Below are 20,903 nucleotides of genomic sequence, written 5' to 3'. Positions count from 1 at the left end.
CGGTGTCGGGCACCCTATAGCCGCGCTGGGGCGCGCTTTGCAATCCGCGCGCTGCCGCAAAGGCAGCCCGCGCCAGCACCAAGGATCAGGGCGCCCAGGTCAGGAAGTTGCCGATCATTCGCAGCCCGGTCTCGGCGCTCTTCTCGGGGTGGAACTGAAAGCCCAGCATGGTGCCGGTGCCAACGACCGCGGTCACCGTGCTGCCGTAGTCCACATGGGCGATGCGGTGCTCGGGGGTCAGCATGCGCATCTGGTAGGAATGCACGAAATAGGCGTGATCGCCGCTCTGCACGCCGTGCAGAACCGGGTGCTCGTGGTCGATGACCAGCTCGTTCCAGCCCATATGCGGCACTTTCAGCGAGGGATCCTCGGGCAGGATCTTCTCAACCTCGCCGTCGACCCAACCAAGGCCGGGGGTCTCTTCATATTCATAGCCGACCCGCGCCATCAGCTGCATGCCGACGCAGATGCCAAGGAACGGCCGACCCTTCTGGGTCACCGCCTCGACCAAGGCGTCGAAACAGCCCGAGTGGCGCAGCGCTTTGGCGCAGGCGGGGAACGCGCCGTCGCCGGGCAGCACCAGCCGGTCGGCGCGGGCCACCACCTCGGGATCGTCGGTCACCACCACGGTGCCGGCGTCCAGCTCGCTTGCCATGCGCTGAAAGGCCTTTTCGGCCGAATGCAGGTTGCCGCTCTCGTAGTCGATGATCGCCGTCAGCATGTGGCTCACCTTTCCGGGCCGGTGCAGTCCCGGCCCCTTTCATCTTTCCGCAAATACTCCGGGGAGCGCGAGGGGCTGGCCCCTCGCTGACCCACGTAAAATTCAGAGCGCGCCCTTGGTCGAAGGGATCGCGTCGCCCTTGCGCGGGTCCGGCTCGACCGCTTCGCGCAGGGCACGGGCCACCGCCTTGAACGCCGCCTCGACGATATGGTGCGAGTTCACCCCATCGATGGCCTCGACGTGCAGGGTGATGCCGCCATGGGTCGCCAGCGCCTGAAAGAACTCGCGCACCAGTTCGGTGTCGAAACTGCCGATCTTCTCGGTGGGCAGCTCGACCTTCCACACCAGGAAGGGACGGGCCGAGAGGTCGAGCGCCGCGCGCACCAGCGCATCGTCCATCGGCAGCAGACAAGAGCCATAGCGGCGGATGCCGCGCTTGTCGCCGAGCGCCTTGGCCAGCGCTTGCCCGATGGCGATGCCGGTATCCTCGACGGTGTGGTGATCGTCGATGTGCAGATCGCCCTCGGCGCGCACCACCATGTCGATCAGCGAATGGCGTGCCAGTTGGTCCAGCATGTGGTCGAAGAACCCCACGCCGGTCTTCATGTCGTAGCTGCCGGTGCCGTCGAGATCGAGCGCGACCTCGATCTTCGTTTCGGCGGTGCTGCGGCTTACCTCGGCCTTGCGCATGGACCATACTCCTCGATGTCTCGCAGGGGCTTATAGGGCGGGGCAGGGCGCGCGCCAAGCCCCGCGCGTTACGGACGCCGCGGGCACGCTTGCGGCGGCGGGGGCGGTGTGACAGCTTGCCCGCATATCAACGAAAGGCCCCGACCATGACCACCTGCGTCTTCGTGCAGATCCGCTGCAAGCCCGGCACCACCTATCAGGTGGCCGATCAGATCGCGCTTCGCGAGATTCACTCCGAGCTCTATTCGACGTCGGGCGACTGGGACCTGCTGCTCAAGCTCTACATCCCCGAGGGTGCCGACGTGGGGCATTTCATCAACGAGAATTTGCTGGATGTGCCGGGAATTGAGCGCTCGCTGACGACGCTGACCTTCAAGGCGTTCTGAGCCGCCGCAGGGCGGCCTTCGGGTCGCCCGCCAGCGCGTGGTCAGGCGATCATGTAAAGCGCGCAACGCTTACGAGCGGCCTTTAGGTCGATCAGCCTGTCTGGAAACTTTGTCTGGAAGGAAAGTGGTGAATGGAGCGGGCGAGGCGATTCGAACGCCCGACCCTTACCTTGGCAAGGTAATGCTCTACCCCTGAGCTACGCCCGCAAACCATTCATCATGTGCGACTTTCAGGCCTCTGCCCGTCTGTCGATCCGGCCTTTCACCGGCCCGGCTGCTGCCGGAGGTCCAACTGGAGCGGGCGAGGCGATTCGAACGCCCGACCCTTACCTTGGCAAGGTAATGCTCTACCCCTGAGCTACGCCCGCTTCCTTGTTGGTGTGGGCGATTTAGAGTTTCCCGCAGACCTCCGCAAGAGGAAAATTCAGGTTTTTGCCGGAAAATTCCCGGAGAGCAAAAAAGCGCAGCAAAACGCGACGGCAACTTCGCGGCGGCGCGTATCGGCGGCGCGCTTACAGGGGAGGGCGCGGCCGCCTGCTCGCCAGCATCGGGCAATTTGCGGCGCGGCGCGGCGCGGACGAAGGCTGAGAACGCAAGGCCCGCTGTTGGCAAGGCGGAGGGCTGCGGGCTCTCCGTCGCCTGCGCCTCCCTCCGGCGGAGCGCTGAGCCGGCGGTTGCGACGTGCGTATTTGGAAAGAGAAGAAGGCCCGAAGGAGTGCGCCCCGGGCCTTCTTTTATATCACGGTGTGCGGCAGTGTTTCGTCTAGAACCCGCCCCGGCGGCGCGTCAGAACGGCACGTCGCCCGCCGAATTTGCAGCGGTGACGAAACGGGCCACCACTTTCTTGACGCCCGCCTTCTCGAAATCGATCTCGAGCTTGTCGCCTTCGATGGCGACGATGGCGCCATAGCCGAATTTCTGGTGGAAGACGCGCTCACCGGTCTCGAAGGCCGAGACCGCCTGCAGGTCGATCACCTGAGTGCGGCTCTCGCGCGGCTGGCTGACCGAGCGGGCGCTGGAGGAGCGTTCCTGCAGGCGTTTCCAGCCCGGAGAATTGTAGACATTGGCCTCGGCGGCGCGGCTTTCCAGCCCCGATCCGCCGCCAAAGCCGCTGTTCATGCCCGCAGCGCCATAGCCGCCGCCGTAAAGGCCGGGCGGGGTGAGAATCTCGACGTGCTGCTCGGGCAACTCGTCGATGAAGCGCGAGGGCAGGGCCGATTGCCACTGGCCGAACACGCGCCGGTTGGCGGCGAAGGAGATGGTGCAAAGCTCCTCAGCGCGGGTGATCCCGACATAGGCGAGGCGCCGCTCTTCCTCGAGCCCCTTGAGGCCGCTTTCGTCCATCGAGCGCTGCGAGGGGAAGAGCCCGTCCTCCCAGCCCGGCAGGAACACCGCGGGAAATTCGAGGCCCTTGGCCGCGTGCAGCGTCATGATCGAGACCTTGGCCCCGGTCTCCTCCGTCTCATTGTCCATGATCAGCGCGACGTGTTCGAGGAACCCCTGCAGGTTGTCGAAATTCTCCAGCGCTTTGACCAGTTCCTTGAGGTTTTCCAGCCGGCCCGGAGAATCGGGGTTCTTGTCGTTTTGCCACATCTCGGTGTAGCCGCTCTCGTCGAGCATGACCTCGGCCAGTTCCACATGGCTCATGGTCTTGGCCAGCGGCTTGTCCTCGTCGATCAGCACCAGATCATCGTCGTCCTGCTGCACCTCCGAGGGCAGGCCCAGCTGCTGGCGGGCCACCTCGTGCCAGCGGTCGATCTGCTCGACGAAGGTGGCCAGCTTGCCCGCGCCCTTGCCGGTGATCTCCTTGTCGCGCAGCAGCAGCCGCGCGCCGTTGAGCAGCGTCGTGCCGTTCGCGCGCGCCTTGATCTGGATCTTCTGCTGCGCCTTGTCGCCGAGGCCCCGTTTGGGGGTGTTGACGATACGCTCGAAGGCCAGATCATCCTCGGGCGAGACCACCAGCCGGAAATAGGCCATGGCATCGCGAATCTCGAGCCGCTCGTAGAAGCGCGGGCCGCCGATCACCCGGTAGGGCAGGCCGATGGTCAGGAAGCGGTCTTCGAAGGCGCGCATCTGGTGCGAGGCACGCACGAGGATTGCCATGTCATCGAGCGAGACGGGCCGCATGCCGCGCGAGCCGCGCTGCGCCGCCTCGATCTCCTCGCCGATCCAGCGCGCCTCTTCCTCGCCGTCCCAATGGCCGATGAGGCGGACCTTCTCGCCGCCATCGGCCTCGGTCCAGAGTTCCTTGCCGAGCCGGTTCTCATTGCCGCGGATCACCGAGGAGGCGGCAGCGAGGATATGCGCGGTCGAGCGGTAGTTCTGTTCCAGCCGCACCACATGGGCGCCGGGGAAATCCTTTTCGAAGCGCAGGATGTTGCCCACTTCGGCGCCGCGCCAGCCATAGATCGACTGGTCATCGTCGCCGACGCAGCAGATGTTGGTGTGGCCCTGCGCCAGCAGCCGCAGCCAGAGGTATTGGGCGACGTTGGTATCCTGATACTCGTCCACGAGGATGAAGCGGAACCAGCGCTGGTACTGCTCGAGCACATCGGCGTGCTGCTGGAAGATCGTCACCACATGCAGCAGCAGGTCGCCGAAATCGCAGGCGTTCAGCTCGCGCAGGCGGGTCTGATACTGGGCGTAGAGCTCGGTGCCGCGGTTGTTGAAGGCGCCAGCCTCGGACGCCGGGACCTTGTCGGGCGTCCAGGCGCGGTTCTTCCAGTTGTCGATCACCCCCGAGAGCTGCCGGGCGGGCCAGCGCTTTTCGTCGATATTGTTGGCCGCGATCACCTGTTTCAGCAGGCGGATCTGATCGTCGGTGTCGAGGATGGTGAAATTCGTCTTCAGCCCGACCAGTTCGGCGTGGCGGCGCAGCAGCTTGACGCAGATCGAGTGGAAGGTGCCCATCCACGGCATGCCCTCGACCGCGTGGCCGAGCAGGCGGCCCACACGCTCTTTCATCTCGCGCGCGGCCTTGTTGGTGAAGGTCACCGAAAGAATCTCGTTCGGCCGCGCGCGGCCGGTGGTCAGCAGATGCGCGATACGGGCGGTCAGCGCCTTGGTCTTGCCGGTGCCGGCGCCGGCCAGCATCAGCACCGGCCCGTCGAGCCGTTCCACCGCCTCGCGCTGTGCGGGGTTGAGGTCGTCGAGATAGGGCGCGGGGCGCGCCGCCATGGCCCGCTGCGACAGCGAGGCCCCCTCGAATGCATCCATGTCGTCAAAGCTGCTCATGGCGCAAATCTAGCGCGGCACGGCGGGCTGTGAAAGGTGCGTTCTTTATTTGTTCAACACTTTCCGCAACACCCGTTGGCGTGTGGGCGCCCGTCCTGCATGGCGAGATTTGCAAAGTTGGCGCTCACGGGTGCTAACTTTGCATAGTCATCTTGCGCCGCATCGCAGCATGGCGTTCACTCCACGTCACCCGCAGGCATGGCGGTAGTGACGGAGGAAGATAATGCCAGAGTTCCAGAAGATTCTCATCGCCAACAGGGGCGAGATCGCGATCCGCATCATGCGCGCCGCGAACGAGATGGGGAAGAAGACGGTCGCCGTCTATGCCGAAGAAGACAAGCTGGGGCTCCACCGTTTCAAGGCCGACGAGGCCTATCGCATCGGTGAGGGGCTGGGCCCCGTGGCGGCTTATCTGTCGATCCCCGAGATCATCCGTGTTGCCAAGGAATCAGGCGCTGACGCGATCCATCCGGGCTATGGCCTGCTGTCCGAGAACCCCGAGTTCGTCGATGCCTGCGTCGAGGCGGGCATCACCTTCATCGGGCCCAAGGCGGAAACCATGCGCGCGCTTGGCGACAAGGCCAGCGCCCGCAAAGTGGCGGTCGAGGCCGGGGTGCCGGTGATTCCCGCCACCGAGGTGCTGGGCGATGATTTCGGCGCCATCACCAAGGAAGCCGAAGAGATCGGCTATCCGCTGATGCTCAAGGCCAGCTGGGGCGGCGGCGGGCGCGGAATGCGTCCGATCGAGTTGTCGAAGGAACTGAAAGAGAAGGTGCTCGAAGGGCGGCGCGAGGCCGAGGCGGCCTTTGGCAACGGCGAGGGCTATCTCGAGAAGATGATCATCCGCGCCCGCCACGTCGAGGTGCAGATCCTCGGCGACAAGCAGGGCAACATCTACCACCTTTATGAGCGTGACTGCTCGGTGCAGCGCCGCAACCAGAAGGTCGTCGAGCGCGCCCCCGCGCCCTATCTGTCCGAGGCACAGCGCGAGGAGATCTGCGAGCTGGGCCGCAAGATCTGCGCTCATGTGAACTATGAGTGCGCGGGCACCGTCGAGTTCCTGATGGATATGGACAGCGGCAAGTTCTACTTCATCGAGGTGAACCCGCGCGTGCAGGTCGAGCACACCGTCACCGAAGAGGTGACCGGCATCGACATCGTGCAGGCACAGATCATGATCGCCGAGGGCAAGAGCCTTGCAGAGGCCACCGGCAAGGCCAGCCAATACGACGTGCGCCTCACCGGCCACGCGCTGCAGACGCGGATCACCACCGAGGATCCGACCAACAACTTCATCCCCGACTATGGCCGCATTACCGCCTATCGCTCGGCCACCGGCATGGGCATCCGCCTCGATGGCGGCACGGCCTACGCGGGCGGGGTGATCACCCGCTATTACGACTCGCTGCTGGTGAAGGTGACCGCCAAGGCGCCGACGCCCGAGAAGGCCATCGCCCGCATGGACCGCGCCCTGCGCGAGTTCCGTATTCGCGGCGTGAGCACGAACATCGACTTCGTGATCAACCTGCTCAAGCACCCGGTGTTCCTGAACAACCAGTACACCACGAAGTTCATCGACACGACGCCCGAGCTCTTTGACTTCAAGAAGCGCCGGGACCGCGGCACCAAAGTGCTGACCTATCTCGCCGACATCACCGTCAACGGTCACCCCGAGGTGCAGGGCCGCCCCAAGCCGCATGCCGAGCTGAAGCCCGCGCGCGCGCCCGAACTGCGCGCCGAAACGCCGCCGCCGGGCACCCGCACGCTGCTTGAGGAAAAGGGCGCGCAGGCGGTGGCCGATTGGATGGCGGAGCAAAAGCAGCTGCTGATCACCGACACCACCATGCGCGACGGTCACCAGTCGTTGCTGGCGACCCGGATGCGCTCGCTCGACATGATCAAAGTGGCGCCTGCCTATGCGGCGAACCTCTCGAACCTCTTCTCGGTGGAATGCTGGGGCGGCGCGACCTTCGATGTGGCCTACCGTTTCTTGCAGGAATGCCCGTGGCAGCGCCTGCGCGACATCCGCGCCAAGATGCCCAACGTCATGACGCAGATGCTGCTGCGCGCCTCCAACGGCGTGGGCTATACCAACTACCCCGACAATGTGGTGCAGAGCTTCGTCGCGCAGGCGGCGGACTCGGGCGTCGATGTGTTCCGCGTCTTCAACTCGCTGAACTGGGTCGAGAACATGCGCGTCGCCATGGATGCGGTGATCGACAGCGGCAAGATCTGCGAGGGCACGGTGTGCTACACCGGCGATATCCTCGATCCGGCCCGCGCCAAATATGACCTCAAATACTACGTGGCGATGGGCAAGCAGCTGAAAGAGGCCGGGGCGCATGTGCTGGGTCTCAAGGACATGGCAGGCCTGCTGAAACCCTCGGCCGCCGGTGCGCTGATCACCGCGCTGAAAGAAGAGGTGGGGCTGCCGATCCACTTCCACACCCATGACACGTCGGGTGCTGCCATCGCCACCATCATGGAGGCGAGCCGGGCCGGGGTCGACGCGGTGGATGCGGCGATGGATGCGCTCTCGGGCAACACCTCGCAGCCCACGCTCGGCTCGATCGTCGAGGCGCTGCGCCACACCGAGCGTGACACCGGGCTCGACGTGGACGTGATCCGCGAGGTCTCGAACTACTGGGAGGCGGTGCGCGGCCAATATGCGGCCTTCGAGAGCAGCATGCAGGCGCCCGCCTCCGAGGTCTATCTGCACGAGATGCCGGGCGGGCAGTTCACCAACCTCAAGGCGCAGGCGCGCTCGCTGGGGTTGGAAGAGCGCTGGCACGAGGTCGCCAAGACCTATGCCGACGTGAACATGATGTTCGGCGATATCGTGAAGGTGACGCCGTCGTCGAAAGTGGTGGGCGACATGGCGCTGATGATGGTGAGCCAAGGGCTGACCCGCGCGCAGGTCGAGGACCCCAAGAGCGACGTCAGCTTCCCCAACTCGGTGATCGACATGATGCGCGGCAACCTCGGCCAGCCGCCGGGCGGCTTCCCTGAGGGCATTCTCAAGAAGGTGCTGAAGGGCGAGAAACCCAACACCGAGCGTCCGGGCAAGCATCTGCCGCCCGCCGATTTCGCCAAACTGCGCGCCGAGTTGCAGGAGAAGTTCCCCGATGTCGAATTCGACGACGAGGATTTCAACGGCTACCTGATGTACCCCAAGGTCTTCACCGACTACATCGCGCGGCACGAGGAATACGGCCCGGTGCGCACCCTGCCGACGCTGGCCTATTTCTACGGCATGGAGCCGGGTGCCGAGATCACCGCCGAGATCGACCCCGGCAAGACGCTGGAGATCCGCCTGATCACCGTCGGCGAGACGCAGGATGACGGCGAGGTGCGGGTGTTCTTCGAACTCAACGGCCAGCCGCGCGCGGTGCGCGTGCCTGACCGCAAGGCCAAGGCCGCGAGCGGTGCCAAGCCCAAGGCCGAGTTGGGCAACGCCAACCACATCGGCGCGCCGATGCCGGGCGTTGTCGCGTCGATCGCGGTGCAGGCGGGTGCCTCGGTCAAGGAGGGTGATCTGCTGCTGACCATCGAGGCGATGAAGATGGAGACCGGGCTGCACGCCGAGCGCGATGCGGTGATCAAGGCGGTACATGTGACGCCCGGTAGCCAGATCGACGCCAAGGACCTTCTGATCGAATTGGAAGAGTAGCGCGCGCACCGAAGAGCTGTGGACGCAACGAAGCGCGGGGCAGGGGTGACCTGACCCCGCGCTTTTACTTTGCGCCTACATCGCGTCCAGTTACATCGCCCGTGTTTACATTGCCCCCAATTACATCGCCCAGGCCGCGCCCGCCCAGAGCGCCGGGCCGAGCAGCGCGAAGGCCAGGATGATCAGCAGGCCGTCGCGCAAGGTCAGGCCAAGCCCGAACAGCAGCACCGGCACGGCGACGAGGAACGGCAGGCCGGGCACGAAGCCAAGGCCGATCACCGCCGCGCCCGCGAAGATCAGCAGCACGGCGATGATGCGCGAGATGGTGCCGCTGGCCGCCCATGTCATGCGCGAGCCAAGATAGCGACGAAGGCTCCGGGCCTTGGGCCAAGCCTTCTTGATGCTGGCGGTGAATTTGTCGGCGGGGAACTCGATGCTGGCGATCTTCGAAGGCAGCCAGACCCCGGATTTGCCGCGCATCATCTGCGCGCCGCAGAGGATGAACAAAAGGCCGATCAGCGCGGGCACGCCGGGGATCATTCCGATCGGCAGCATGAGGAAGGCCGCCAGCACGATGAGCAGTGGCCCAAAGCCCCGCGATTCCAGCGTGCGGACCACCTCTTGCACCTCGATGCAGCCGTCGCTGTCTCCGAGTTCCGAGAGGTCGTGCATAATTCCTTCAAGCGGCCGGTCGGTCATATCTGTCCCCACTAATGTGTAGGGGACAAGCGCCTCAGGGGCGTCTTCGGTTCCAGACGGTCTGGCTGCGGTGGCGGTCCGGGCGCCTGTCAGAGCGCCCGGGGATGGGCCTACTCCGCCGCTTTGCGCTTCGCCTTGGGCGCGGTGATCGGCAGGTAGTCCTGCGGCTCGCGGTGCTCTTCGAAGTTGAAGACATTGGCGCGAATCTCGGCGCAGCGGTCGAGATCGACCTCTGCCGTGATCACCTCGTCGCCCGAGGTGCTGGCCTTGGCAACGATCTCGCCAGTGGGGGCGACGATGATGCTGCCGCCGATCAGCACAGAGCCTTCCTCCAGCCCGGCCTTGGCCACCGCCACGCCCCATGTGCCGTTCTGGTAGCAGCCCGCCATCACCGACAGTTCGTTGTGGAAATACTGCAGGTGATCATGCTCGGGCGCGGGCGCGAAGTGGATCGGGGTGTTGTAGCCAAGGCAGACCAGTTCGGCCCCGCCAAGACCCAGCACGCGCCATGTCTCGGGCCAGCGGCGGTCGTTGCAGATGCACATGCCCATCTTGCCGCCGAGCATGTCGAACACCGGCCAGCCCAGATCGCCCTTTTCGAAATAGCGCTTCTCGAGGTGCTGGAAGGGGCGCCACTCCTCGTTCTCCCAATGGCCGGGGAGGTGGATCTTGCGGTATTTTCCGGCGATCTCGCCATCGGGCCCGACGAGGATCGCGGTGTTGTAGTGGTGCCCGTCCGGCGTCAGCTCGGCATAGCCGAGGTGAAAACCGATCTGCAGATCCTTCGCCAGCGCGAATAGCGGCGCGGTGGCCTCATTCGGCATCTCGGTCTCGAACCACTGATCCAGCTCGGGGCCCGCCTCGATGAACCAGCGCGGAAAGAAGGTGGTGAGCGCAAGTTCGGGGAAGACCACGAGGGAGGCACCGCGGGCCTTGGCCTCCTTCATCATCGCGCAGAGGCGGGCCACGGCAGTGCTGCGCGGCTCATCCTTGGCGATGGGGCCAAGCTGGGCGGCGGCGACGGTGAACTTGCGGCTCATGGGGTCGGTCCTTTTCTAGAGGCGTATCTGGGAGGCCGGGGCGCCGATGAGCTGCTCATAAAGCTCGGGGTCGGTGTCGCCCTCGGTGCCGAAGGTGAGAATGCGGGAACTGGCGTCGAGGCCGAGCATCTGGCGCGCCTCGGGGTCGTCCATGGCAAGGCGCAGACCGGCGATGCCCGCGACGGCCGACTCGCCCGCGACCAGCGCAGGATCGCCGCCCTCGGGGTAGGCGAGGCGGCGCATGGCGGCGATGGCAGCGGCATCGGTGAGCGCGATCACCGCGTCGCCGTGGTCTTGCAGGATCTCCCACGCCAGCGCCGAGACCTCGCCACAGGCGAGCCCCGCCATAAGCGTATCGAGATCGCCATGCACCGCCGTGCGCGCGCCGGTGCGGTAGGAGGCAAGGAAGCAGGCGGCCTGATCGGGGTCGCAGAGCACCACCTTCGGCCTGTCCGCGCCGTAGCGGCGCACTGCCTGCGCGGTGACCGCCGCCGCCATGCCGCCAACGCCGGTTTGCAAAAAGATGTGGGTGGGCGGCTCGGGCAGGGCGTCCAGCGCCTCGGCGGCCATGATCTCATAGCCCTGCATCACGTCGCGCGGCACGTCCATATAGCCGGGGTACGAGGTGTCAGAGACCACGAACCAGCCTTCCGCGCTCGCCACCTCCTGCGCCTCGCGCACCGAGTCGTCATAATTGCCCGGCGTGCGGCGGACCTCGGCGCCGAAGGCTTCGATGGCGGTCTTGCGGCCCTCGGAGACGGTGGCATGGATGAAGATCACGCAGGCGCAGCCAAAGCTCTGCGCCCCCCAGGCGACCGAGCGGCCATGGTTGCCGTCGGTGGCGCAGCAGACGGTGATCTGCGCCGCCTCGGGGATCGCGCGGGCGGTGATCTCATCCATGGTCACATCGCGGCCCAGCCGTGCCGACAGTTCCTTTTGCAGCAGCCGCGCCACCGCATAGGCTCCGCCAAGCGCCTTGAAGCTGCCGAGCCCGAAGCGCGTGCTCTCGTCCTTGTAGTGCAGCGCGGCAACGCCGATCTCGGCGGCGAGCGCGGGAAGGGCCACCAGCGGCGTCTCGGCGTAGCCTGGCCAAGCGCGGATGGTGCCCGCAGCGGTGGCGAAGCCGGCGTCGCTGAGGATGGCATTCTGCGCTTCGGTCCACTGGGTGCCGGGGGCGGCTTGTGCGTTCAGGGCGAGCGTGAAGGCCTCTTCCGTGCCTGCGTTGCGGGTGATCTCCTCGGCCATGGTGTCCTTCCGTTTGGTCTGCGTTACTGAAGTAGAAAGTTCGGACTTTTGCAAAGGCCCGCATGCGGGCAGCGCGCCGCCGCGCAAGCCTGTGCTGAATAATCGGGCAGCTCAAGCGATGTGTTCAGGCCCTGCGTGTGCGCCGCCGCGTCAGGCTGCGATTTCGCGCAAGAGCCAGTCGCGGAACGCCTGCACGCTGGCGCTGTCGGCGCTGCGTTCGGGCTGGATCAGCGCGTAGCTCTCGCCGGTGTCGAAGCGGCGCTGTGCGGCAAGGGCAAGCTGCCCGCTGGCCAGCGCCGGGCGGGCGATGATCTGCGGCACGATGCCGACGCCAAGCCCGGCCATCGCGGCATCGAGGATCATGTCGAAATGGTCGAAACGGGCGCCGCGCAGGATGCGCCGCGCGTCGGTGTCGCGGCCGCGGAACCAGTCGAGCCAGAGCGTCGGGCGGGTGGATTGCTGCAGCAGCGGCAGCTCGAGCAGTTCGGCGTCCGAAAGCTCGGCGCGCCCGGCAAGCAGGGCAGGGGCGGCGACAACCACCATCTCTTCGCGCGCCACCGTCTCGGCGCTGGTGCCGGGGGTTTCATGCTGGCTGCGCATAAGCGCAAGGTCAAAGGGATCGCGGCTGAACTCCACCGGCTGCAGCCGCGCAGAGAGATCGAGGGTGATGCCGGGGGCGGCTTTGGCAAAGCTCGGCAGGCGCGGGATCAGCCATGTGCGGGCAAAACTCGGCAGCACCGCGAGGCGCAGCACGGCGGATTGCCCCCCGAACGCCATGACCCCCATGGCGGCGCCGTCAAGCTCGCCCAGCACCTTCTCAGCCTGCAGCAGAAAGGCCTGCCCCGCTGGCGAAAGCACCAGCCTTTGGCGCACGCGCAGGAAAAGCGCGACGCCCAGCCGGTCCTCAAGCGCCGCCAACGAGCGCGAGATCGCGCTCTGCGTGAGGTTCAAACTGTCGGCGGCCATCGTGGTGGTGCCGCGCCGGGCGCAGGCGACAAAGGCCTCCAGCTCGCCGACGCTGGGCATATAGGGTTTGCGCATCCGGGACTCCTCTGAATGCGCAGATTATGAGTTTTGATCATGACATGAGCAATTCAAATCGTTTCCCAGCGGCCCGCCCCGGCGCTAGTCTGCGCGCCAAACGCATGATCCCTCCGGAGGAGCCTTCCGATGACCGACCTGTCCCACCTCAAGCCCAAGGAACAACCCGCGCTTGCCTCGTTCAGCTGGGAGGACCCGCTGCTGTTCAGCGAGCAGCTGACCGAAGAAGAGCGGATGATCAGCGACACCGCCCATGCCTTCTCGCAGGAGAAGCTGCTGCCGCGGGTCGAGCATGCCTATCTCGACGAACACACCGACCCCGAGATCTTCCGCGAGATGGGCGAGCTGGGCCTTCTCGGCTCGACCATCCCCGAGGCCTACGGCGGCATCGGCGCGGGCTATGTGGCCTACGGCCTCGTGGCGCGCGAGGTCGAGCGCGTGGACAGCGGCTACCGCTCGATGATGTCGGTGCAATCCTCGCTGGTGATGTATCCGATCTACGCCTACGGCTCGGAAGAGCAGCGCATGAAATACCTGCCGAAGCTCGCCAGCGGCGAGTGGATCGGCTGCTTTGGCCTGACCGAGCCGGACGCGGGTTCCGATCCCGCAGGCATGAAGACGCGGGCGGTGAAGACCGAGGGCGGCTATGTGCTCAAGGGCTCCAAGATGTGGATCTCGAACGCGCCGATCGCCGATGTCTTTGTGGTCTGGGCCAAGTCCGAGGCGCATGGCGGCAAGATCCGCGGCTTCGTGCTGGAAAAGGGCATGAAGGGGCTGAGCGCGCCGAAGATCGGCGGCAAGCTCAGCTTGCGCGCCAGCATCACCGGCGAGATCGTCATGGATGACGTCGAGGTCGGCGAGGACGCGTTGCTGCCCAATGTCGAGGGCCTCAAGGGGCCGTTCGGCTGTCTCAACCGCGCGCGCTACGGCATCGCATGGGGCGTCATGGGCGCCGCCGAGTTCTGCTGGCATCAGGCGCGCAATTATGGCCTCGACCGCAAGCAGTTCGGCAAGCCGCTGGCGGGCACGCAGCTCTTTCAGAAAAAGCTCGCCGACATGCAGACCGAGATCGCGCTTGGCCTGCAGGCCTGCCTGCGCACCGGTCGGCTGATGGACGAGGGCCGCGCCGCGCCCGAGATGGTCTCGCTGATCAAGCGCAACAACTGCGGCAAGGCGCTGGACATCGCGCGCATGGCCCGCGACATGCACGGCGGCAACGGCATCCAGATCGAATACGGCGTGATGCGCCACGCGGCCAACCTCGAGACGGTGAACACCTATGAGGGCACCCATGACGTGCACGCGCTGATCCTCGGGCGGGCGCAGACCGGCATTCAGGCGTTCTTCTGATGCAGGTTCCCCCGCTGCCGCCGATGCACGGGGTGCGCGTGATCGAACTGGCGCGCATCCTCGCCGGGCCCTGGGCCGGGCAGGTGCTGGCCGATCTCGGCGCCGAGGTGATCAAGGTCGAGGCGCCGCAGGGCGATGACACCCGCCGCTGGGGCCCTCCGTTCATCGAGCGCGAAGGCGACCGCTCGGCTGCCTATTTCCATGCCACCAACCGCGGCAAACGCTCGGTGATCGCCGACTTCCGCACGCCCGAAGGGCAGGCGAAGGTGCGCGAGCTGGTGGCCGAGGCCGATGTGGTGATCGAGAATTTCAAGCTCGGCGGGCTGCGCAAATACGGCCTCGACTACGAAAGCCTGCGCGAGGTGAACCCCGGGCTGGTCTATTGCTCGATCACCGGCTTTGGGCAGGATGGCCCCTATGCCGAGCGGGCGGGCTACGATTTCCTGATCCAGGGCATGGCGGGCTGGATGGACCTCACCGGCAGCCCCGAGGGCGAGCCGCAGAAGGTCGGCGTGGCCTTTGCCGACATTTTCACCGGGCTCTATTCGGTGATCGGCATTCAGGCGGCGCTGGCAGCGCGGGCGCGCACCGGTCGGGGGCAGCTCGTCGACATGGCGCTGCTCGACTGCGCCGTGGGCGTGCTGGCCAATCAGGGGATGAACTTCCTCGCCACCGGCAAGGCACCGCGGCGCCTCGGCAACGCGCACCCGAATATTGCCCCCTATGAGGTGCTGCCCACCGGCTCGGGCGACATGATCCTCGCGGTCGGCAATGACGGGCAGTTTGCCCGGCTTTGCGATGTGCTGGGGCTGACGCTGGCCGAGGATCCGCGCTTTGCCACCAATGAGGCGCGGGTGGCGCATCGCGACCTGCTGCGGCCCGCGCTGGTGGGCGCGCTGGCGGCATGGGACCGGGGCGAGCTTCTGGCCGCGCTGGAGAAGGCCACCGTGCCCGCCGGGCCGATCAACTCGGTCGATCAGGTGTTCGACAACCCGCAGGTGATCGCGCGCGGCATGGCGGTGGAGGCGGGCGGGGTGCCCGGCATCCGCACTCCCATCCGCCTGTCGGAAACGCCCCTTGCGCCGGTGCGCCCCTCGCCGAAGCTCGGTCAGGGCTGAACCGCGGTCGAGGGGGCGCCGCCCCCTCGGCGCTGCGCGCCTCACCCGCAGGCATAGCCCCCAGGCATATTTTTCGGGCATATTTTTCGGGCGCATTTTTATAGAGAAGAAGGGCGCGAACCCCGGCTTCTTCTCTTTAAAAATACGCCCGCCGGAGGCGGTCCGGCGCGCGCCAGAGGCGCTTTCCGCCGGGAAAAGCGATACGCGTTCCGCTGCGCTCTGGTACGCGGCGCGCCGCTTTAGTAGGGTCGCGCGCATGACAGCGCCCGCGATCAGTTTTTCCGAGGATCAGGCCGAAGCCTGGGACCGCGTGGCCGAGATGCTGCGCGGCGCTGGCGTCGATCTGGATGAAGGCACCACCGAGCCCGCGCGTGAGGGCCTTTCCAAGGTCATGGCGTTGATGGGCAAGGCCGGATCGGGCAAGACGCTGCTGCTGGCCGAGCTGTGCAAGGCGCTACAGGAGGCGGGCTGCGAGGTGGTCTCGGGCGATTTCGAGAGCCGCCGCAAGCGCGACAAGCGCACGCTGGCGATCCTTGCGCCGACCAACAAGGCCGCCTCGGTGCTGCGCATGCGCGGCGTGCCGGCCACCACGATCCACCGCATTCTCTACACGCCGGTCTATGATCCGGTCTACGAGCGCATCGCCGAATGGCTGATGGGCAACGAGGAGCGTCCGGAGATCGAGGCGCTGACCGATGAGGCGCTGGACCGCGCCTATGCCGCATATCAGGGCCACAAGTCGGTGCCGGCGGCGCTGGCCGCCGCGGGGCTGCGTGGCAGCGATTTCATCACCGGATGGAAACGCCGCGAAGAGCCGCTCGACATCGGCTTCGTCGATGAGGCCTCGATGCTGGATGACCGGCAGTTCGAGGATCTGCGCGAGATCTTCCCCAACCTGCTGCTCTTTGGTGATCCGGCGCAGCTGGCGCCGGTGAACCAGTCCGGCAAGATGGTGTTCGACGCGGTGGCCGAGGACCGCAAGATGGAGCTGTCGCGCATCCACCGGCAGGAAGCCTCGAGCCCGATCCTCGATCTGGCGCATGCGCTGGCCGATCCGGAGGTGGATTTCTACCGTTTCGAGCGGCTGGTCGAGGAGATGGCGGCCAAGGACGACCGGGTGATCTGGGGGCAGCGGGTCGAGGTGGACCTGATGGCGCGCTCGCCGGTGCTGGTCTGGCGCAACGCTACGCGCATCCGGCTGATCAACGCCTTCCGTGCCGTGCATGGCGCGCCCGAGACCGAGCTTCTGCCCGGCGAGCCGCTGATCTGCGACGGCATCGAACTGCCGCTCAAGCACCGCAAGAAACGGCTCGATCTGGAGGCGCGCGGGCTGATCAAGGGCGCGCAGGTGGTCTATCTCGGGCCGGGCAAGAAACCCGGTTTCTCGCGGCTGCACGTGATGGGCGCGCCCGACCCGCAGGTTTCGGCGGCGTCCATTGTGAAAATCGAGAAGCCCGACGAGGAAGAGCCCTTCATCCCCTTCGCCGCGCGCATGGGGGCAACCTTCCTGCATGGGGCGGCGGTGACCATCCACAAGGCCCAAGGCTCGCAATGGGAGAACGTGCAGGTCTTTGCGCCCGATCTTTACACCGCTGCGCGCATGGGGCGCGTCGAGGCCGGGCAGCCGCTGTGGAAACGTCTTGCCTATGTGGCCATCACCCGCGCCTCCGACCGGCTGCACTGGGTGGTGCGCAACCGCCTGGCCAAGCCCTCGGGGCCGCTGCGGGTGGATGATCTGGCCGCCGCGGCACCGGCGCCGCTGGAGCTTGAGATGCAGGGCGAGGACGCGGCGGGTTGATGCCCTGCGGCTGATCGGGATTTCCTCTTGCCAGCGGCGGGGCCGATCCGCCAATCTGCCTCGGGTTTGGCAATGCGCAAGGAGAGGCGATGATCCGGGGCAGCAGCAACAGGCAAGCGGGGCACCATGCCAGCTGAGGCGATCCTAGGAATGGAGCCGAAGGTGTCGCGCTGGTTTCTTCTGGACGCGGAGAAAGTGGCGCAGTTCGGGGCGGTGACCGGCGATCTGAAATTCTTCCACGAGGACGCGGGGGCCTCCGCCGATTTCCTGTTCGGCGAGCCGGTGGCGCAGGGGTTTCTGACGCTGTCGCTGCTCTCGGCCATGTGCGCTGACGCGGTGCCGCCCTTTCCGGGACAGATCGCCAATGTGAACTACGGCTTTGATCGGGTGCGCTTTGTCACCCCGGTGCCGGTGGGCTCGCGGGTGCGCGGGCATTTCACCGTTGGCGGGGTCGAGGAAGAGGAAGAGCGGCTCACCGTGCATTGGGACGTGGAGATCGAGATCGAGGGGCAGGGGCGCGACCAGCCCGCGCTGGTGGCACAATGGGTGACCTTCCTCGAGCTGCGCGACTGATCCTCGGCTGACGCAAAGGCCCCGGCTTGACCCTGCGCCGCGCAGCGCCGACACAAGGGGCGCGCAACAGGAGACCCCGCATGACCGAGCCGTTCCTCGAAGGCCCTTCGCCCTATCTGCAGCACCTCGGCGCTGCGCTGACCGACTGGCGCGCCGATTTCGCCCGGTTCGAACTGGACTTGGGGCCCGAGCATATGAACCGGCACGAGAACCCGCATGGCGGGGTTCATGCGTCTTTGCTCGACACGGCGATGGGGTTTGCGGGCTGCTTCACCGGGGATGCGGACGACAAGCTGATGGCGCTGACGCTCTCGCTCAACGTGCAGTATCTGTCGCGCCCCAAGGGCACGCGGCTGATCGCCGAGGGTACGCGCACCGGCGGCGGAAAGAGCACCTTCTTTGCCGAGGCGACGATCACCGACGAGACCGGCGAGCTTATCGCGAAGGGCTCGGGCGTGTTCCGCTACCGCCGCCGGGGCTGAGGCTTAGCCTGGGGCCAGCGCTTCGAGCGCGGTGATATCCGCAGCCTCGAGCGCGCCGCGGGCCGCGGCGATGCGCTCTGCGCGCCAATGCCACCAAGCGAGGCGCAAGAGAAGGTCGATGGTCTTGGGATCGAAGCGCATCTTCGCCACGCGTCCGGGGTTGCCGGTCACCACCGCATAGGGTGGCACCTCGCCGCGCACCACGGCACCCGCGCCGATGATCGCGCCCGAGCCGATCTTTGCGCCCGCCAGAACCATCGCGCCGGTTCCTAGCCAGACGTCATGGCCGATCTCGATGCCTCGGGCGTCGGGCTGCGTGGCCTGAATGGCCTCGCGGTCGAACACCATGAAGGGATAGGTGCTGAGCCCACGCGTCTCATGATTGGCCGAGCCGCCGATGAAACGCACGCCATGGGCGATCTGGCAGAAATTGCCGATCACCAGCCGGTCTTTTGAGAAGGGAAAGAGATAGGGCGCGAGGCGCGCCGCCCAGCCGTCGACCGCGGGCGGATCGAAATCCGAGGCGTAGGTGAAACGGCCGACCTTGATGCACGGATGGTCGATCACCGCGCGCAGATGCACGGTGCCCGCGTGCGGGGTGCCATCGGGCAGGATGATGGGGTGACTCTCCTCCGCGGAGGGAAGGGCAAAGGGCATGGGAGCCTCCTTTCGAAACGCATCTGTCAGGGTTTCAAAGGCGCTGGTCCATGGCTCCCTCCATCGGTGAACAGGGGCACTCTAGCGCGGAAGGGCGGCGCGGGAAAGCGCGCTCACTCCCCTGGGCGCTTGAGCGAGAACACCTCGCGGATCACCGCATAGTCGCGGTAGCCGAGGCGGGTGAGGGGCTGGAAGGTGGTCACGTCGAACTGCCCATCCTTGAGGCAGTCATCACGCATGTGAACGCCGGTGACCTCGCCGAAAACGGCGAAATTCGCCGCGCCTTCCAACGGCACGATCTGGGTCACCTTGCATTCCAGCGAGGCGGGCGCCCCGGCCACGCGCGGGCAGTCGATGGTCTCGCACTCGGCTTTCTCGATCCCGGCGAGGGCAAACTCATCCTCGCCCGCCGGCCACGACCCGGAGCTGAGGTTCATCACGTCGCGCGCCGCGTATTCGACGATGTTGACGCAGAACACGCCGCTTTCGCGCAGCTGCGCCACGCTGTCCTTGGTGCCGTCGCGGTCGTCCTTGGCCGAGGTCGAGGCGAACATCACCTGCGGCGGCACATAGGCCACCGCGTTGAAGAAAGAATAGGGCGCGAGGTTGTCGCCCATCGTTCCTCGGGTGGAAATCCAGCCGATGGGGCGGGGGGTGACGATGGCGTTGAACGGGTTGTGCGGCAGGCCGTGGCCGTCTTCGGGGCGGTAGAACATGCCTGTCCTCTCAGCTGTTTGCGCGGTCTTTGGACCCGTGATAGGGCCAATTCAGCCAAAACGCCACGGAAACGCCACGGGAGAGCACACCTCTGTACAGCTTGTTTCAGGAACGCCCGGATGATGTCTGGGAGGTCGAGGCCCTCTATGACCTCAGCTTTGCGCCGGGCCGGACGCTGCTGTCGTCCTACCGTCTGCGCGACGGTGTGGCGCCGGTGGCCGAGCTGTGCCGCGTGGCCAAGGACGAGAGCGGCATCATCGGCGGCGCGATCCGCTACTGGCCGGTGCGCGTGGGCGAGGTGCAGGCGCTGCTTCTGGGGCCGGTCGCGGTACACCCCACGGCGCAGGGCGAGGGGCTGGGCGCGGCGCTGATCCGCGACACGCTGGAGCGGGCACGGGCGCTGGAATGGGGCCGGGTGCTGCTGGTGGGTGACGAGCCCTATTACCGCCGTTTCGGCTTTTCCAAGATCGACGGGGTCGAGATGCCGCCGCCGACCAACCCCGAGCGCGTGCTGGCGATGGAACTGCGCCCCGGCGCATGGGCCGGTGTGACCGGCGAGGTCACGCGCAAAGCTTGAAATTTCGGGACCGGGGCCGATCTTCTTAGAAAGACCCTAGGAGGCGCAAGATGACCGCAGCAGTCCCCGGAACCGAGCTTGTTCCCGTCAGCATCGAGGCAGAGATCGCCGCGCTTGCCCGTCGCCACCGCGCCGCGGGCGGGGTCGGGCTGCAGGTGCTCAACCTCATCGGCGGCAAGGCGGAGAACCTGCTCGAACGGCTGCCCGACTCGGTGAAGAACCGTCTTGAAAGCAGTACGGCAAAGGCGCTGGAGCTTTCCTTGAAGGCAGCCTCGGGCTCGCGCCGGGCGGTGCCGGATCAGAAGGGGTGGCTCAACACCGCGCTGGCCACCGCCATGGGCGCCGCGGGCGGCGCGGGCGGGCTGCCTACGGCCATGGCCGAACTGCCGGTCACTGTCACCGTGCTGCTGCGGGCCATTCAGGGCATCGCCGCTGAGTATGGGTTTGACCCCGAGATGCCGGAGATCCGCCGCGAGTGTCTGGCCGTCTTTGCCTCCGCCGGTCCGCTGGCGACGGATGATGGCGCGGATCTGGGCTTTCTGGCGACGCGGGTCACGCTGACCGGCGCCACGGTGCACGGGCTGATCGGCAAGGTTGCGCCGCGTTTGGCGACGGCGATGGGGCAGAAGCTGGCGGCGCAGACGATCCCCGTGCTGGGCGCTGCCGCCGGGGCCGCGACGAACTACGCCTACACCAGCTATTATCAGGAAATGGCGCATGTGCAGTTCGGCCTGCTGAAACTGTCGCAGCAGACCGGGCGTCCGCGTGCCGAACTGGTGGCGGCGCTGCAGAAGCAGATCGGTTAACCGCTTCGCAAGGTTAATGGCCTAGAGACTTGCGCGAGGCGCGGTGAAACCCGCGCCGCAACGCCCGCGCAGAAGGTGCGGGTTGTGTCCCGTGCCAGA

General features: G+C 66.4%; 18 protein-coding genes and 2 tRNA genes. 9 read left to right on the top strand and 11 right to left on the bottom strand.

Features of this window, described 5'->3' with window-relative positions; all coding sequences use genetic code 11:
- Positions 1-85: 85 nt before the first annotated feature.
- Together hisH and hisB are read right to left on the bottom strand one after the other, a co-directional pair.
- On the bottom strand, positions 86-721 hold the full coding sequence (hisH, locus tag ACXAD2_RS08615; RefSeq protein ID WP_475169075.1) for an imidazole glycerol phosphate synthase subunit HisH: 636 nt from the start codon (positions 719-721) through the stop codon (positions 86-88).
- A 102-nt stretch (positions 722-823) separates the two neighbouring features.
- The gene (gene hisB / locus ACXAD2_RS08610; RefSeq protein WP_066104620.1) at positions 824-1,411 is read right to left on the bottom strand and encodes an imidazoleglycerol-phosphate dehydratase HisB; all 588 of its coding nucleotides are present in this window, start codon (positions 1,409-1,411) and stop codon (positions 824-826) included.
- 146 nt (positions 1,412-1,557) lie between these two features.
- On the opposite strand from hisB, the gene ACXAD2_RS08605 reads away from it, so the two are divergent.
- Positions 1,558-1,797 carry an Lrp/AsnC ligand binding domain-containing protein gene (locus ACXAD2_RS08605; protein WP_066104622.1) on the top strand — a complete coding sequence of 80 codons (240 nt, stop codon included), beginning with the start codon at positions 1,558-1,560 and terminating at the stop codon, positions 1,795-1,797.
- Positions 1,798-1,929: 132 nt separating this feature from the next.
- Here ACXAD2_RS08605 and ACXAD2_RS08600 read toward each other — a convergent pair.
- The 3 genes from ACXAD2_RS08600 to ACXAD2_RS08590 all read right to left on the bottom strand — a co-directional run bounded on the left by ACXAD2_RS08600 (position 1,930) and on the right by ACXAD2_RS08590 (position 5,031).
- Positions 1,930-2,004, bottom strand: a tRNA-Gly gene (locus tag ACXAD2_RS08600).
- An 86-nt stretch (positions 2,005-2,090) separates the two neighbouring features.
- Positions 2,091-2,165 (bottom strand) — tRNA-Gly (locus ACXAD2_RS08595).
- Positions 2,166-2,583: 418 nt separating this feature from the next.
- A complete protein-coding gene (locus tag ACXAD2_RS08590) occupies positions 2,584-5,031 on the bottom strand; it encodes an ATP-dependent helicase (RefSeq protein ID WP_475169073.1) in 2,448 nt (815 codons plus the stop codon).
- 223 nt (positions 5,032-5,254) lie between these two features.
- Here ACXAD2_RS08590 and pyc point away from each other — a divergent pair, with 223 nt between their 5' ends.
- The gene (gene pyc / locus ACXAD2_RS08585; RefSeq protein WP_475169072.1) at positions 5,255-8,701 is read left to right on the top strand and encodes a pyruvate carboxylase; all 3,447 of its coding nucleotides are present in this window, start codon (positions 5,255-5,257) and stop codon (positions 8,699-8,701) included.
- A gap of 120 nt (positions 8,702-8,821) precedes the next feature.
- Here pyc and ACXAD2_RS08580 read toward each other — a convergent pair whose 3' ends face one another.
- The 4 genes from ACXAD2_RS08580 to ACXAD2_RS08565 all read right to left on the bottom strand — a co-directional run bounded on the left by ACXAD2_RS08580 (position 8,822) and on the right by ACXAD2_RS08565 (position 12,726).
- Entirely contained in the window at positions 8,822-9,400 is a 579-nt protein-coding gene (locus tag ACXAD2_RS08580) for an exopolysaccharide biosynthesis protein (RefSeq protein ID WP_224903285.1), read from the bottom strand.
- A 110-nt stretch (positions 9,401-9,510) separates the two neighbouring features.
- The gene (locus tag ACXAD2_RS08575; protein ID WP_475169071.1) at positions 9,511-10,440 is read right to left on the bottom strand and encodes an N-carbamoyl-D-amino-acid hydrolase; all 930 of its coding nucleotides are present in this window, start codon (positions 10,438-10,440) and stop codon (positions 9,511-9,513) included.
- Between the two features lie 15 nt (positions 10,441-10,455).
- Positions 10,456-11,685, bottom strand: a complete 1,230-nt coding sequence (locus tag ACXAD2_RS08570) for a diaminopropionate ammonia-lyase (RefSeq protein WP_475169070.1) — start codon at positions 11,683-11,685, stop codon at positions 10,456-10,458.
- Positions 11,686-11,835: 150 nt separating this feature from the next.
- A complete protein-coding gene (locus tag ACXAD2_RS08565) occupies positions 11,836-12,726 on the bottom strand; it encodes a LysR substrate-binding domain-containing protein (RefSeq protein ID WP_475169069.1) in 891 nt (296 codons plus the stop codon).
- Between the two features lie 129 nt (positions 12,727-12,855).
- Between ACXAD2_RS08565 and ACXAD2_RS08560 the strand changes: the two genes are divergently transcribed.
- The 5 genes from ACXAD2_RS08560 (at position 12,856) to ACXAD2_RS08540 (ending at position 18,047) form a co-directional block, all read left to right on the top strand.
- Entirely contained in the window at positions 12,856-14,076 is a 1,221-nt protein-coding gene (locus tag ACXAD2_RS08560; protein WP_475169067.1) for an acyl-CoA dehydrogenase, read from the top strand.
- The gene (locus tag ACXAD2_RS08555; protein ID WP_475169065.1) at positions 14,076-15,194 is read left to right on the top strand and encodes a CaiB/BaiF CoA transferase family protein; all 1,119 of its coding nucleotides are present in this window, start codon (positions 14,076-14,078) and stop codon (positions 15,192-15,194) included. Before ACXAD2_RS08560 ends, ACXAD2_RS08555 begins: the two co-directional genes overlap by 1 nt.
- Positions 15,195-15,450: 256 nt before the next feature.
- A complete protein-coding gene (locus ACXAD2_RS08550; RefSeq protein ID WP_475169063.1) occupies positions 15,451-16,992 on the top strand; it encodes an ATP-dependent DNA helicase in 1,542 nt (513 codons plus the stop codon).
- 126 nt (positions 16,993-17,118) lie between these two features.
- Entirely contained in the window at positions 17,119-17,565 is a 447-nt protein-coding gene (locus ACXAD2_RS08545; RefSeq protein ID WP_224903270.1) for a MaoC/PaaZ C-terminal domain-containing protein, read from the top strand.
- 80 nt (positions 17,566-17,645) lie between these two features.
- Complete coding sequence (locus ACXAD2_RS08540) at positions 17,646-18,047, top strand: PaaI family thioesterase (protein ID WP_066104656.1); 402 nt, start codon at positions 17,646-17,648, stop codon at positions 18,045-18,047.
- A gap of 3 nt (positions 18,048-18,050) precedes the next feature.
- On the opposite strand, the gene ACXAD2_RS08535 is transcribed toward ACXAD2_RS08540, so the two are convergent.
- Entirely contained in the window at positions 18,051-18,704 is a 654-nt protein-coding gene (locus tag ACXAD2_RS08535; RefSeq protein ID WP_475169061.1) for a CatB-related O-acetyltransferase, read from the bottom strand.
- A 113-nt stretch (positions 18,705-18,817) separates the two neighbouring features.
- Positions 18,818-19,420, bottom strand: a complete 603-nt coding sequence (locus tag ACXAD2_RS08530) for a flavin reductase family protein (RefSeq protein WP_475169060.1) — start codon at positions 19,418-19,420, stop codon at positions 18,818-18,820.
- Between the two features lie 92 nt (positions 19,421-19,512).
- Here ACXAD2_RS08530 and ACXAD2_RS08525 point away from each other — a divergent pair, with 92 nt between their 5' ends.
- Positions 19,513-19,998, top strand: a complete 486-nt coding sequence (locus ACXAD2_RS08525) for a GNAT family N-acetyltransferase (RefSeq protein WP_066106967.1) — start codon at positions 19,513-19,515, stop codon at positions 19,996-19,998.
- 50 nt (positions 19,999-20,048) lie between these two features.
- The gene (locus tag ACXAD2_RS08520) at positions 20,049-20,804 is read left to right on the top strand and encodes an EcsC family protein (protein WP_066104665.1); all 756 of its coding nucleotides are present in this window, start codon (positions 20,049-20,051) and stop codon (positions 20,802-20,804) included.
- Positions 20,805-20,903 lie beyond the last annotated feature (99 nt).

The sequence above is a fragment of the Salipiger sp. ABN3_019 genome, assembly GCF_056158605.1.
This window is presented reverse-complemented; position numbering and strand designations above follow the sequence as displayed.